The organism is Gilliamella sp. Gris1-4 (genome assembly GCF_001690335.1).
GTDB classification, from domain to species: Bacteria; Pseudomonadota; Gammaproteobacteria; order Enterobacterales; family Orbaceae; genus Gilliamella; species Gilliamella apicola_P.
The window spans coordinates 21,600-36,647 of sequence record NZ_LZHA01000020.1; the positions used below are offsets into that span (position 1 = coordinate 21,600).

Below are 15,048 nucleotides of genomic sequence, written 5' to 3' on the forward strand. Positions count from 1 at the left end.
GCTTTTGAGTAGAATTATAAAAAGGGGTGAAGATTACTTCACCTCTTTGCCCATTGCTTGTAAATCAGCATGATAAGATGAACGTACAAATGGCCCACAAGCTGCATGAGTGAATCCCATAGCTAATGCCGTTTGCTTTAATTCTTCAAATTCTTGTGGCGAAACATAACGTTCAACGGGTAAATGATATTTACTTGGTTGTAAATATTGACCAAGCGTCAACATAGTAACACCATGACTACGTAAATCTTTTAACACTTGAATTAATTCTTGATTTGTTTCGCCAAGTCCTACCATTAACCCAGATTTTGTAGGAATTTCAGGATGTCGTTCTTTAAATGCTGCCAGTAATTTAAGTGATCCTTCATAGTTAGCGCCAGGTCGGATCCTTTTATATAAGCGAGGTATATTTTCTAAATTATGATTAAATACATCAGGTGGATTATCACTTAAGACATCAATTGCTTCATCAATACAACCACGAAAATCAGGTGTTAATGTTTCAACCTTTATATTTGGGTTTAATGCTCTGATTTCTCGAGTACAATTAGCAAAATGGCTAGCTCCACCATCTTTTAAATCATCCCTATCAACCGAGGTAATAACAACATAGCGTAATTTCATTTCTTGAATGGTTTGCGCTAGCTTAATGGGTTCTTTACTATCTGGTGGTAATGGTCTACCATGAGCTACATCACAAAATGGGCAACGGCGGGTACAAATATCGCCCAAAATCATAAAAGTAGCCGTGCCATGATTAAAACATTCAGCTAAATTAGGGCAAGAAGCTTCTTCACAGACTGAATGTAATCCATGTTTGCGCATTGTGTTTTTAATATGTGCTATATTATCAGAGTGAGCAGATAATTTAATTCGCATCCATTCAGGTTTTTTTAGTGGTGCTACATCTTCTAATGTTACAGTTGGAATTAAGCGTGTCTTGTCAGCATCACGATATTTCGAACTTCTGATTCTTGTTTCATTATTTTGCATAATTGGTATCTTATCTTTGAGGTAACTGCTTAATAAAATTATTAGTTAATAGTTGTTTTATCTCTTTACGGTCAATTTGAGAGACATATTCTTTTAGTTGCGTCATTTGTAATCCGGCATAGCCACAAGGGTTAATGTTATTAAAAGGGGTAAGATCCATATCAACATTGAATGCAAGTCCATGTAAAGTGCAGCCACGACTGATATGCAAACCAAGTGAGCAGATTTTTTTTTCGTTAATATATACTCCCGGTGCATCAGGCTTTGCATGAGCAATAATACCATAATGGAACAATGTTTGAATGACACTATTTTCTAAATAACTAACTACGTCTCGGATACCTAACTTAAGTCTTTTTAAATCAAATAAAATATACATGATTTGTTGACCTGGAGCATGGTAAGTAATTTGACCACCGCGATCGGTCTGAATAACAGGGATATTTGTCTGATTTAATAAATGTTCAGCTTTACCAACTTTACCTTGGGTAAATACAGGCTCATGTTCGACTAACCAGATTTCATCAAGAGAATGCTCATCACGTTGTTTCGTAAAGTCATGCATAGCTTGATAGGTATACACATATGGTTTAATTTTTAAGTCTTTGATTATGACATTATTAATGATCATAGTTTTTTCTGTTATCTTCAAGTAGTATTATCGCAATTTTTACGAGTATATAACAGATTTTATAATAACTTGACAACTTGTAGTTATTATTGGAATAGCTATTAGGAATAACATTTATATGTATCATTAGGTGAAATTTACTTATTTATCATATAAATAACATCAATTTCATTACTAATATTGAAATAGTTGATTAATTTAATAGGAATTAACGTTCTTTTCAAAGCCACAGTTTGCTTTACTTTTTTTTTTTAAATGGCAGACTGATATTAATGAAGCTCCGTAATGCAGAGTTTAAGCTTTTTTGGTTACGTTTTTTAATGTAATTAAGGATAGCAAATAATGCATTTTTCTAAACAAAAAAGAGGTTTTTATATGTCGGACATGCAAATGAATGATGTCGATCCCATTGAAACACAAGATTGGCTCAAAAGTGTTGAGTCTATTATTCGAGAAGAAGGAATCGAACGTGCACAGTATATTATTGAACAAATAGTTAATAAGGCGAGAGATGGGGGTGTTCCAGTACTTTTTGGATCTTCAACAAGTAATTATGTCAATACTATTCCAGTAGAAGAGCAACCTGCTTATCCTGGCGATTGGGAAATAGAAAGACGTATTCGTTCAATTGTCCGTTGGAATGCAATTATGATGGTGTTACGAGCTTCAAAGAAAGATTTAGAGCTTGGTGGACATATGGCATCGTTCCAATCTGCAGCTACTTTTTATGAAGTCTGTTTTAACCACTTTTTCCGTGCTCGTAATGAAAAAGATGGCGGTGATTTAATTTACTTCCAAGGGCACATCTCACCAGGTATTTACTCTCGAGCCTTTATTGAAGGACGTTTAACCGAAGAGCAATTAGATAATTTCCGTCAAGAAGTTCATGGTAAAGGTTTACCATCATACCCTCATCCTAAATTGCTTCCAGAATTTTGGCAATTTCCAACAGTATCGATGGGGCTTGGTCCTGTTAATGCCATTTATCAAGCACGTTTCTTAAAATATTTAGAAAATCGTGGGTTGAAAGATACTTCTGAACAAACTGTCTATGCTTTCTTAGGTGATGGTGAGATGGATGAACCAGAATCAAAAGGTGCAATTACCGTTGCAACACGTGAAAAACTAGATAATTTAGTTTTTGTTATCAACTGTAATTTACAACGTTTAGATGGTCCAGTAACGGGTAATGGCAAAATTATCAATGAACTAGAAGGTGTATTTGCTGGTGCGGGTTGGAACGTAATTAAAGTTCTTTGGGGTGACCGTTGGGATAAACTTCTCCAAAAAGATAAGTCTGGTAAGTTAATTCGACTAATGAATGAAACACTTGATGGTGATTATCAAACATTAAAATCAAAAGACGGTGCTTATGTTCGCGAGCATTTCTTTGGTAAATACCCTGAAACCGCTGAATTAGTTAAAGATATGTCTGATGAAGAAATCTTTAGATTAAACCGTGGTGGTCAAGATCCTGCTAAAATGTTTGCTGCATTCCAACGAGCAAAAGAAACTAAAGATCGTCCAACTGTTATTCTTGCTCACACCATAAAAGGTTATGGTATGGGGGCTGCTGCTGAAGCAAAAAATATAGCTCACCAAGTGAAAAAAATGAATATGGATGGCGTGCGTCATGTTCGCGATTTCTTCAATATTCCAGTGACAGATGAAGCACTTGAAAAATTACCATACATCAAATTTGAGGAACACACGCCAGAATACAAATACATTCATGAGCGTCGTGAAGCGTTACATGGTTATGTACCATCTAGATTAACTCATTTTTCAGGAACTGTTTCAATTCCTCCATTAAGTGAATTTGCGTCATTACTTGAAGCTCAATCGAAAGAAATATCAACCACTATAGCATTTGTCCGTGCGCTTAATATTATGCTTAAGGATAAAGAACTTGCTCCACGTTTAGTACCTATTCTAGCTGATGAAGCACGTACTTTTGGTATGGAAGGTTTATTCCGTCAAATTGGTATTTATAATCCACACGGTCAACAATATACACCACAAGATAAAGAACAAGTGGCTTATTATCGTGAAGATGAGAAAGGTCAAATTCTTCAAGAAGGAATTAATGAATGTGGTGCAACGGCTTCTTGGATTGCTGCGGCCACTTCATATAGCACAAATGATTTCCCAATGATTCCATTCTACATTTACTATTCAATGTTTGGATTCCAACGTATTGGTGATCTAATGTGGGCAGCAGGTGATCAACAAGCTCGTGGATTTATGATTGGTGGAACCTCTGGTCGAACAACGCTAAATGGTGAAGGTCTACAACACCAAGATGGTCACAGTCACATTCAAGCATTAACTATCCCTAACTGTATATCATATGATCCTGCTTATGCTTATGAAGTTGCGGTAATCATGCAAGACGGTTTACGTCGCATGTATGGTGAGCAAGAAAACGTTTACTACTATATTACAACTCTCAATGAAAACTATGCACAACCAGCAATGCCAGAAGGTGCAGAAGAGGGTATTCGACGAGGTATTTATAAACTAGATACCGTTGAGGGTCAAAAAGGCAAACCGACTGTTCAGTTACTAGGTTCAGGCTCTATTTTACGCCATGTTCGTGAAGCGGCTGAAATCTTAGCTAAAAATTATGGTATTAGCTCAGAAGTTTATAGCGTAACATCATTTACTGAACTTGCTCGTGATGGTCAAGATTGCGAACGATATAATATGTTGCATCCAAGTGAAACACCAAAAGTGCCTTATGTTGCACAAATTATGAATAACAATCCAGCGGTGGTTTCAACTGATTATATGAAATTGTTTGCTGAGCAAATTCGTGGATTTGTACCTGCTGAAAGCTATCGAGTACTCGGTACTGACGGTTTCGGTCGCAGTGATAGCCGTGAAAATTTACGTCATCACTTTGAAGTCGATGCATCTTATGTTGTGGTTGCAGCATTGGGTGAACTTGCTAAACGTGGCGATATTGAAGTTAGCGTTGTTGAAGATGCGATCAAAAAATTCGAAATCAATGCCGATAAACTTAATCCACGAATTGCATAAGAGGTTATTATAATGAGTATTCAAATCAAATTACCTGATATCGGTGGTGACGAAGTAGAAGTAACCGAAATTCTGGTTAAAATAGGCGATAAAGTTGAAGCTGATCAGTCAATTATGACAGTTGAAGGTGATAAAGCATCAATGGAAATCCCAGCACCACAGGCTGGTATTGTTAAATCTATTTCTGTAAAAATTGGCGATAAAGTCAAAACAGGCGTTGACATTATGGTCTTTGATGGGCAAGGTGGCGAAACTGCCGCTCCAGCTACAGTTACAGCACAAGAAGCACCAAAAGTTGAAGTAACACCAACTGCAACTAGCCAAATTGTAGATGTAAAAGTTCCAGATATTGGTGGTGATGAAGTCGAAGTAACGGAAATTTTGGTAAAAGTAGGTGATACTATATCTGTTGATGATTCATTAATTACCGTTGAGGGTGATAAAGCCTCAATGGAAGTACCAGCAACCATTGCTGGTACGGTTAAAAGTATCACGATAAAAGTGGGTGATAAAGTAAAAACAGGTTCCAAAATCATGGAATTTGAAACCACATCTAGTGCAGCTCCAGTTACTCAAGCAGCTCCAGCTGCCGCAGCTCCTGTTGCTGAAAAAGCAGCACCTGAGCCAATGCCAGCACCAGTTGCTGCAAAATCAGCGCCTGCTTCATCAAGCAATGAGTTTGTTGAAAACGATGCTTATGCTCATGCAACACCATCTGTACGTCGTTTAGCACGTGAATTTGGGGTAAATCTAGCAAAAGTTACTGCTACAGGTCCTAAAAACCGTATTTTACGTGAAGACATTCAAACTTACGTAAAAAATGCTGTTAAACAAATTGAAAGTGGCGCTACAGGTGGTGCATTACCTGGTCTATTACCATGGCCTAAAGTTGATTTTAGCAAATTTGGTGAAGTTGAAAGTTTACCATTAACTAAAATTCAAAAAGTATCAGGTGCAAATTTACACCGTAACTGGGTAATGATTCCGCATGTGACAGAATTTGATGAAACAGATATTACTGATTTAGAAGCATTTCGTAAGCAACAAAATGCAGAAGCAGATAAGAAAAAACTTGATCTTAAGATCACGCCACTTGTGTTTATCATGAAAGCGGTAGCAAGTGCATTAACAGCGTATCCACGCTTTAATAGCTCATTATCTGAAGATGCCCAAACCTTAATTATCAAAAAATACATTAATATTGGCGTTGCTGTCGATACACCAAATGGTCTTGTAGTTCCAGTATTTAAAGATGTTGATAAAAAGGGTATTGTTGAACTTTCTCGTGAGCTTGCGGCAATTTCTAAAAAGGCACGTGAAGGTAAATTGACAGGTAGCGATATGCAAGGTGGATGTTTCACTATTTCTAGCCTTGGTGGCATTGGTACAACCTCGTTTACACCAATTGTTAATGCGCCAGAAGTTGGTATTTTAGGTGTATCTCGCTCTAGCATGAAACCAGTTTGGAATGGCAAAGAGTTTACACCACGGCTAATGTTGCCATTATCATTATCATTCGATCACCGAGTTATTGATGGTGCTGATGGTGCACGCTTCTTAAGCCATATTGTTAACGTCTTATCCGACTTACGTCGTTTAGTGATGTAATTAAGGAGATCAAATTATGAGTCAAGATGTTAAAACACAAGTTGTGGTTTTAGGAGCAGGACCAGCGGGTTATTCCGCTGCGTTTCGTGCTGCAGACCTTGGACTAGAAGTTACCCTTGTTGAACGTTATTCAACACTTGGTGGTGTTTGTTTAAATGTAGGCTGTATTCCATCAAAAGCATTACTTCATGTTGCTAAAGTAATGGATGAAGCAAAATCATTAACCGAACATGGTATCCATTTTGGTACACCTAGACTTGAATTAGACAAAGTGCGTGGCTGGAAAGAAAAAGTTATTAGTCAACTGACTAATGGACTAGCTGGTATGGCCAAAATGCGTAAAGTCAATGTTATTCAAGGTGAGGCACAGTTTACCGGTAGTCATACAATGGAGGTAACTTCATCAAAAGGAATCACTAAGATCACCTTTGATAATGCGATTATTGCAGCGGGCTCTCGTCCAATCAAGTTGCCTTTTATTCCACATGATGATCCTCGTATTTGGGATTCTACAGATGCCTTAGCTTTAACCACCATTCCTAAAAAATTATTATTAATGGGTGGCGGAATTATAGGTCTTGAAATGGGGACTGTATACCATGCACTTGGTTCAGAAGTCGATGTAGTTGAAATGTTTGATCAAGTGATTCCGGCCGCTGATAAAGATGTAATTAAAGTCTTTACTAAACAGATCCAAAAGAAATTCACTTTACGATTGGAAACTAAAGTTACTACCGTTGAAGCAAAACATGATGCAATTTATGTCACCATGGAAAAGAAAGACGGCAGCACCGAAACTCATACTTATGATGCGGTATTAGTGGCTATTGGTCGTACACCAAATGGTAAATTAATTAGTGCGGAAAAAGCAGGCGTTAATGTTACTGACCGTGGATTTATCGAAGTCGATAAACAGATGCGTACCAATGTTCCGCATATCTATGCAATTGGAGATATTGTTGGTCAACCAATGCTTGCGCACAAAGGCGTACACGAAGGTCATGTGGCAGCAGAAGTAATTGCAGGTAAAAAACACTTCTTTGATCCAAAAACCATTCCTTCTATCGCTTATACTGAACCTGAAGTTGCTTGGGTTGGTTTAACTGAAAAAGAAGCGAAAGAGAAAGGTATTGATTATGAAGTATCAATCTTCCCATGGGCAGCTTCAGGACGAGCTATCGCTTCTGATTGCTCTGAAGGGATGACAAAACTGATCTTCAATAAAGCAGATAATCGCCTATTAGGTGGTGCGGTTGTTGGTGCAAATGGCGGTGAATTACTTGGTGAAATCACCTTAGCTGTCGAAATGGGTTGTGATGCCGAAGATATCGCATTAACAATTCATGCTCACCCAACATTGCATGAATCAATTGGCTTAGCCTCTGAAATTTATGAAGGCTCTGTCACTGATTTACCAAATGCTAAAGCGAAGAAGAAATAGTAATAAGTCATTTATATACTTAATAGAATGCCGTTAGCTCAAACTAACGGCATTTTTATTTTTTCTGATTTTTGATATTTTATTACTGATCAGCTTAAGGTCCTTATGTAGACTAAAATATACCAATAATTACACCAAGCGAAGTAATTGCAGTCAGAATTAATATGACTTTTGTGGCTGTCATTTGTTTTGCAGATACTAACCACCAAGCAAGTAAAACCATAGTCAAAGGTAGTATTTTCGGGAATATACCATCAAGTACACTTTGTAATGAACGCATGCTGTCACCCATTGGAATTTCTAATTGTGAATTTAGCACAATATTACCAGCAGCAAGGCCTCCAACTACCATAATTCCTAGAATATTAAAAGCATCGGTAATTCGTTTTACATTATCACCAATAATATTATCAATGGCATTCACGCCAAGTTTGTAACCATAATGAAAGCTCATATAAGAAATTAAAGGTCCTAAAATACCATAAGATAAAATATAAAAGATTGGGCCAATGGCATTTCCTCCAGCAGCCATTCCCATAGCAATTGATAATAAAATAGGAACGATAATGCCTTGAATTAAAGAATCACCTATACCAGCTAACGGACCCATTAATGTGGCTTTGATATTTACTGGTAATTCTTCGGGCACATTATTGCCTAATGCTATTTCTTCTTCCATTGATGCAACAATACCATTTATGATTTGACCTGTTTGAGGTTCTGTATTGTAAAACATCGAATGTCTTGTTAGTAATCGACGTTTTGCTTCAGGATCATTTTTGTAATACTTTTCGGCAAATGGAATATAAGAAAATGCCCAAGCATGTGCTTGTAATTTTTCATAGCTCATAGATGATAAATGTGTAAATCCCCAGCGATACCAAATTTGGCGTAATTCTTTTCTGGTTAATTTTGATTGGTCATTCATTTTTTTGTCCATTTTTAGTTCTCCTATCAAAATAGGTCATCATCTTCAAAAACATTTGAATTTGAGTTATTAGGTTCTTTGACAGCGGAAGAAGCTGGTTTATTAATCGCCATATAATACAGATAAGCAACTAAAGCCGAAATAAATACCAATGCGATCATACTTAAACCAGCGAAAGCCAATAAAACAAATCCAGCAAAAAAGAATATAAGCTGAATTTTTGACTTAATAACGATATTCATTAACATGGCAATACCAAGTGCTGGTAAGACACCCCCCAAAACAGAAATAATTTTTGTGATAACTTCAGGGACATTACTTAATAACCAATCAACTAGACCTGAACCATAAAAAATGGCTAAGAAAACAGGGACTGCACGTAATAAAAATGTTGTTACTTGGGGGTAAAATAAATGATTTAACATAATACCTCGAGTATTATTATGTTCTGCAGCTTGTTGTGCTTTATTATTCCAGAATGAATAAAGTGCCATTCGAGTATTGTAAAATATTAAACCAAAAGTTTGCCCTAATAATACAGATAATGTTACAGCTACAGCGGGTTCTTTTGTTGTTGCTAAAGCTAAACCGATACCGCCATAAGCCGCATAAGTGATCTCACTATTAGTGGCTCCCCCTGTTGATAAATTAGCAATAAAAACAGCTTGAACAGCTAATCCACACAAAACACCTGATTGTACATCACCGAAAGCAAATCCAACTAATAACCCTGCAACTAACGGCCTACCTACAATATAAAAACCGCCTGACATACCAAATAACCAAGGTGATTCTATTGCGCCTAAGTAACAGAATATTCCCGTGAGTAAGGCTGGAATAAAGAGTGTTGTTTCCATAATATTCTCCTCAATGAATAAGATCTATAAAGTGTCATATTTCTTTTTCATAATTGACCAACTTTTAGGCTCATCGTCTGGTAAAAGTTGAAATTCGATCTTAATACCTTGAGCCTCAATATATTCAAAAGCTTTATAGTCATTTTCATCAATAGCGACGGTTCGTCCCAATACTTTTGCACCTGATCGAGTATTCATACATCCTATATTTAATGTTGGATTCAGTTTAGCTCCGGCTCTGAGCAGTTTTTCAAATGTTTGTGGGGAATCACTAATTAAAAAAAAGTTTTTAGATGATTCCATACCTTGTTTTATTTTATCTACACCTTGTTCAACAGTATAAATTCCAATTTTTAATGTGCCTGCAGCTGCTTTTAAGACACGTTTTCGTAACTCATCAGAGGCAATATTGTCGCCTACCACTAGTATTCCATCGACAGGTCTGACTTTTGTCCAACGTGTCATTATTTGGCCATGAATGACACGATCATCTACTCTGGTTAATGTAATTGCCATAAATCTCTACTCCTATCGTATAACTGATTAAAAATCGATATCTTCATCATTGTCTATTGTCGTTGGAGCCAATAAAACTGAAGTTTGACCTGCTTCTAAAATTGAATTAAGTAGATCAGGTATAATGGATTCTTCTAATGAAGTGCCGGCTTGGATTAGCATAGGTAAATTTAATCCGGCAAATAAAAAAACTTTATTAGGATGAGCAAGCATGTAACGTAATGTTTCGTTATAAGGTGTACCTCCCATTATGTCACTTAAGACGATCACAGGTTTATTATTGCTTATTTGCTCATCAAGAACTTTCGTCAATCTAAATGAAAAATCGCTAATCCCATTTTCATCAAGCTTGACTGCAATAAATTTTGATGTATCGCCAGCAATCATTTTATAACTTGTCAAAATACCCTCACATAAATCACCATGTGAAGTTATAACTATTTTCATTATGATAGTACTCCTTGTGATTATTGTTTAAATATATATTTACATATTGATTTTACTAAAACAAATAAATTAAGTTTTATTTTTTTTTGGTAATTGAGATATTCATCACGATTTTTAAGAAAATCACGTTGACAATAATTTTATTGTTTTTAATATAATGTAATTACATATTTAAATTGAGGGAAATTATGAAAAGCTATTCTTTACTAGAGTTAAGCAAATTTATTGATCACACAAATTTGAAACCTGACGCAACTACAGCCATGATGGAAAAGCTTTGCAAAGAAGCAAGCGACTATAACTTTAAAATGGTAGCGATTAATCAGGTTCAATCAAAATTATGTGCAGAATTATTAAAAGGTACAAAAGTGGATATAGGTGCCGCAATTGCCTTCCCGCTTGGTCAAACAACCATTGAGTCAAAATGCTTTGAAACACAAAATGCAATCGAAAATGGAGCAACTGAAATCGATTATGTGATTAATATCACTGAATTAAAGGCTAAAAATTTGAAATATATTGAAGATGAAATGACTCAAATTGTTAGTATATGTCGTAAACACAATGTAATTTCAAAAGTCATTTTTGAAAACTGTTATCTAACAGAAGAAGAAAAAATAGCACTGTGTAAAATAGCTGTTCAAGTTAAACCTGACTTTATCAAAACATCGACAGGGTTCGGCCCATCAGGTGCAACACTTGCCGATGTTGAGTTAATGAAAAGCTATGTAGGTGATACTGTTAGAGTAAAAGCTGCTGGTGGAATACGTAATGCTGAAACATTTAAAAAAATGATTGCAGCAGGAGCGGAGAGAATTGGTACAAGTGCAGGTATTGCCATTATTGAAGAGCTAAAACAAGAATTGAAAAATAGACAGAAAAGCACGATTGAAATTTAATTAAATTTTACCTAAACAAGTATTTTAATCTTAAAAAAAACCACTTATTAGTGGGTTTTTTATTGTTAAACTGTTTATTATCAGTTCTAATTATTTTGTAATAACTAACAATTTAAACTGAGTGATTTAACTCAAAAATAAATGAATTGATATCGCCACGATATTTAGAAATCGAGTATTCAATTGGCATTCTATTATGTGTGTAACCAATTGAATGAAAATAAAAAATTGGGTTTCCTTCTTCTATGTCTAATAAATCACTTGTTGTCTCGTCCGCTTTGAGAACATCTAGTTTTCTACGTATTTGCAATACTGGAAAATTCATTTTTTGTAATACGGAATATAGCTTTTCTTGTTCAAAGTTATTATTCAAAAAGTCAGGTAAAAGTTTTAATGGTAAATAAGTGGTAACTAATACTATCGGATTATTTTCCGCATAACGTAAACGGACTAATTTATAAATCTCATCTTGTTCATTAATTTCTAAATGGTTCGCTATATCATTAGTAGCTCTATCAATTTTGAACGTAAGAACTTGTGTTTTAGGATGAAGACCTTTTCTATTCATCTCCGAATCATAACTTTCAATAATATGCGTAAATTCTTGATTTATTTTTTGTTGTTTAACTATAGTTCCTCGACGTTTTCTACGTTCAAGGTACCCATCATTAACCAAATATTGAATTGCTTGACGCACAGTTGGTCTACTAACTTGATAAATAACAGTCAATTCAGATTCTTTAGGAATTAATTGACCTTGAGCGTACTCTCCAGACTGAATTTTTTTCAATAAATCTTGTTGGATGAAAAGATGGCGTGGAATTTTATTTTTATGATTCATGGTGACAATAATATGCTTTATATATTAATACATATTAATATATTGTTTTTAGTATGTAAAATATTTACATTAATATTAATTAAAATTAAATGGTTATGTTTTATCGATTATAATTTAATTGAAAACTTTTGCTAAAACGCCATGCCCTTTATATTGATAATTTTTAGTTTTATATGCTATAAGAGCGGATTCACCTTTTGTTAAAGTTAATGATTCTGATTCTGATTTTGTTGTGATAATGATTTTCCCAGTAATGCATAAAACAATTTGTGGACTGTTGACTTGTTCTTCATGTGACTGATTATCACTTTGAATAACTTCAAATTGAAAGTCAATTATAGGTACCAAAAAAACATTTTTATTTTGTCTTTTTACTGGTTTAATCAATAACTGATCTAATTCAAGGCTTTCAAAATTGGTATTTTGAACAAACTCTTGGATATTAATTATTTTATTTGTCAAACCTGCTCTTAAAACATTATCTGAATTTGCCATAACCTCAAGACCTGTACCGCATAAATAAGCGTGAGGTGTTTCAGCTTCTATAAACATCGCCTGTCCTGGTTGTAATTCAATGATATTTAAAATTAATGGCATAAAAAGACCAATATCATTTGGATAATCATTAACTAGTGATTTAATTGTTGTAAAAGGCTCTTGCTCAGAAGCAGTAATATTGGTTAATAACTGTTTAATGGCAATTTCTTTATCTTTTTGTGAAATATCAAGTAAAAAACAAATAAATTTCTTTAATTGGTTCGGTGTGCGATTTTTTCGAAGTAGGGATATTTGCAAATTAAAAATAGGCAAAGCCAAATTCTCAAAAAAAGATAAAATCTCATCGATAGGTCGAAATGAACGCATGGCTTTAAATTGGGTTAAAGCATAAATCAGTTCTGGTTTATGATTAGGATCTTTATAATTTCGTTCAGGGCTATTAATTGCGATGCCAAGTTGATTTTCTCGTTCAAATCCGTGCTCAGCATTTATTTTTGTTGGATGAACTTGAATTGATAAGGCTTTATTTGCTGAAAGAATCTTAAATAAAAAAGGCAAAGAAGCAAATTGGCTAGCTGTTTTTTCACCCAAAATATCTACAGGGTTATTTTTAATTAGTTCATCAACTCGGATTTTATGATAATTGTCAATAACAGCCAAGGAACATCCCATAGGATGAGATCCCATCCAAATTTCTGCAATTGGTTTTCCTGTTGGATTCTGGAATCCAAATAATTTTGGAATATTATCAACACTGCCCCAGTCATAATTTTTGAAAGTATTTTCAAGTTTCCAGATGGTTTTGCTCATATTTCATCCTCCAAAAATTTATCTAGTGTTGTTAATATAGTCAAATTCAACTCTAACTCTTTTTAACTCAGAATGAAAGTAAGTAAGATAGAAAAAAATAAGCCAATTTATCAGCACAATTCAAATAAATTGGCTTATTTAATTAATAGAAATATTTAAATCTAACACGAGCACCATAACGATCTGCGGTATTATCACCATATGCTTTATTTCTATCTAGTAAAGACCAATATGCTCCTAAATAAATATTAAAGTTCTCCATATCCATCACATTATCAATTAGATAAGACGTATTAACAGTGTGAATTTTATATTTACCTTTGCCATTAATATGTCCGTGCTTTTCTTTTTTGTCTGGATCTGAATTATATTTCTTAATATTGTTATTGGCATAATAATAACCTAAACCAACTTTTTCCCAGATAATATCAGTACCGATGGTCATATTATTTTCATCTTTAGCATTCATATAAGCAAAGCTAGTGTTGATTTTTAGCCCTTTATTAGTTGCATCCCAATCCCCCTCACTGTTCCATGAAAATGTCGCACCATACCCCGTACGTTGTGACTGATCACGGAATTTGCCATCGCTGTCATAATAACCATAGGCATTTTTAACTACGTTAGTTTCAGCCGCAATTGCTGAAGAAAAATTATCATTTTTCCACGATAAAACTGGTCGAACATAAACTACATTTTTCTTTTTCTCAATGTCATAACCGTGATAGCTTGAATTATTAAACATTTTTTCACCATTATTAACTAATGCATTTATCTCAAAGTTAAAACTATCTAAGAATGGTTTATTGAATTGAATACTACCACCATTTTTGCTACGTCCTCGACCTTCTTTCATCATATAAATATAACCGAAACCATCTTCATAAAGATCATTAGCTGTATTACCTGAATATTCAATAAACGTATCTTGCCCAAGCGGAAACATATCATAAGCTTCGTAGCGACCAACTTTAATGCTCCAATCTTGTTTTTGTCCAAAATAAAATGCAGCATCATCTAAATTCATATCACCACCTAAATCAGCAAGTGGTTGCACAACAAATCCTGCAAAATTCGTATCATTGATTTCGCGATAACCATCCAAACCAATTAATATCCGACCATTAATATCCCAACGATCTTTATCGGCTGGCTTATTTTTTTTATCGGAAGTTGCACGTAATGAACTAAGTTGTTGTTTACTGCTAGCTGCATCTACATTAAATTCGATATCACCATATAACTTTAATTGACCTTGTGGTGTATCCCATTGGACTGCGGCATTAGCCATTGAACTTAATCCAACCAAGCTAAAAATAAATAATTTTTTCATAAAACCAACTCCTTAAATATATTGAATTAATTTATTATTATCGTAATCTTTGCGATTTCATTTTTATGTAAATTATAAATAACAAAATCTAAGTAAACTAAAGGTAAAATAATTAATGATAACGTTTACATTTTTTGATGTTATATGGTGATTGGATTTTTTAAAACATTAAAAATGTATTTCTGTGACACGAGTAACATTTTT

At 34.5% G+C, this 15,048-nt stretch carries 13 protein-coding genes; 4 read left to right on the top strand and 9 right to left on the bottom strand.

The window, feature by feature from the left end; genetic code table 11:
* Positions 1 to 33 precede the first annotated feature (33 nt).
* Positions 34 to 993 carry a lipoyl synthase gene (gene lipA / locus A9G31_RS02155; RefSeq protein ID WP_034909830.1) on the bottom strand — a complete coding sequence of 320 codons (960 nt, stop codon included), beginning with the start codon at positions 991 to 993 and terminating at the stop codon, positions 34 to 36.
* A gap of 10 nt (positions 994 to 1,003) precedes the next feature.
* Positions 1,004 to 1,624 carry a lipoyl(octanoyl) transferase LipB gene (gene lipB / locus A9G31_RS02160; protein WP_034909828.1) on the bottom strand — a complete coding sequence of 207 codons (621 nt, stop codon included), beginning with the start codon at positions 1,622 to 1,624 and terminating at the stop codon, positions 1,004 to 1,006.
* A gap of 375 nt (positions 1,625 to 1,999) precedes the next feature.
* On the opposite strand from lipB, the gene aceE reads away from it, so the two are divergent.
* From aceE to lpdA, 3 genes are read left to right on the top strand one after another with little or no spacing between them, the layout of a single operon-like run.
* Positions 2,000 to 4,666, top strand: coding sequence for a pyruvate dehydrogenase (acetyl-transferring), homodimeric type (gene aceE / locus A9G31_RS02165; RefSeq protein ID WP_034909932.1), 2,667 nt, complete (start codon positions 2,000 to 2,002; stop codon positions 4,664 to 4,666).
* A 12-nt stretch (positions 4,667 to 4,678) separates the two neighbouring features.
* Positions 4,679 to 6,274 (top strand): pyruvate dehydrogenase complex dihydrolipoyllysine-residue acetyltransferase, encoded by a 1,596-nt coding sequence (gene aceF / locus A9G31_RS02170; protein WP_065560235.1) that lies wholly within the window; start codon positions 4,679 to 4,681, stop codon positions 6,272 to 6,274.
* Positions 6,275 to 6,290: 16 nt separating this feature from the next.
* Complete coding sequence (lpdA, locus tag A9G31_RS02175; protein ID WP_065560236.1) at positions 6,291 to 7,715, top strand: dihydrolipoyl dehydrogenase; 1,425 nt, start codon at positions 6,291 to 6,293, stop codon at positions 7,713 to 7,715.
* A gap of 112 nt (positions 7,716 to 7,827) precedes the next feature.
* Here lpdA and A9G31_RS02180 read toward each other — a convergent pair whose 3' ends face one another.
* Genes A9G31_RS02180 through A9G31_RS02195 form a run of 4 tightly spaced genes read right to left on the bottom strand, consistent with a single transcriptional unit; the run spans position 7,828 to position 10,463 of the window.
* Positions 7,828 to 8,655, bottom strand: a complete 828-nt coding sequence (locus A9G31_RS02180; protein WP_065560237.1) for a PTS system mannose/fructose/sorbose family transporter subunit IID — start codon at positions 8,653 to 8,655, stop codon at positions 7,828 to 7,830.
* 14 nt (positions 8,656 to 8,669) lie between these two features.
* Positions 8,670 to 9,500: a PTS mannose/fructose/sorbose/N-acetylgalactosamine transporter subunit IIC gene (locus A9G31_RS02185; protein ID WP_065560238.1), complete on the bottom strand. Its 831-nt coding sequence runs from the start codon at positions 9,498 to 9,500 to the stop codon at positions 8,670 to 8,672.
* Between the two features lie 24 nt (positions 9,501 to 9,524).
* Complete coding sequence (locus tag A9G31_RS02190) at positions 9,525 to 10,016, bottom strand: PTS system mannose/fructose/N-acetylgalactosamine-transporter subunit IIB (RefSeq protein ID WP_065560239.1); 492 nt, start codon at positions 10,014 to 10,016, stop codon at positions 9,525 to 9,527.
* A 27-nt stretch (positions 10,017 to 10,043) separates the two neighbouring features.
* Complete coding sequence (locus A9G31_RS02195) at positions 10,044 to 10,463, bottom strand: PTS sugar transporter subunit IIA (protein ID WP_065560240.1); 420 nt, start codon at positions 10,461 to 10,463, stop codon at positions 10,044 to 10,046.
* A gap of 188 nt (positions 10,464 to 10,651) precedes the next feature.
* Here A9G31_RS02195 and deoC point away from each other — a divergent pair, with 188 nt between their 5' ends.
* The gene (gene deoC / locus A9G31_RS02200) at positions 10,652 to 11,362 is read left to right on the top strand and encodes a deoxyribose-phosphate aldolase (RefSeq protein ID WP_065560241.1); all 711 of its coding nucleotides are present in this window, start codon (positions 10,652 to 10,654) and stop codon (positions 11,360 to 11,362) included.
* 112 nt (positions 11,363 to 11,474) lie between these two features.
* Here deoC and A9G31_RS02205 read toward each other — a convergent pair whose 3' ends face one another.
* The 3 genes from A9G31_RS02205 to A9G31_RS02215 form a co-directional block, all read right to left on the bottom strand.
* Complete coding sequence (locus A9G31_RS02205; RefSeq protein ID WP_065560242.1) at positions 11,475 to 12,203, bottom strand: GntR family transcriptional regulator; 729 nt, start codon at positions 12,201 to 12,203, stop codon at positions 11,475 to 11,477.
* 114 nt (positions 12,204 to 12,317) lie between these two features.
* Positions 12,318 to 13,511: a mannose-6-phosphate isomerase, class I gene (gene manA, locus A9G31_RS02210; protein WP_065560243.1), complete on the bottom strand. Its 1,194-nt coding sequence runs from the start codon at positions 13,509 to 13,511 to the stop codon at positions 12,318 to 12,320.
* A gap of 142 nt (positions 13,512 to 13,653) precedes the next feature.
* On the bottom strand, positions 13,654 to 14,844 hold the full coding sequence (locus A9G31_RS02215) for a carbohydrate porin (protein ID WP_065560244.1): 1,191 nt from the start codon (positions 14,842 to 14,844) through the stop codon (positions 13,654 to 13,656).
* Positions 14,845 to 15,048: the final 204 nt, after the last annotated feature.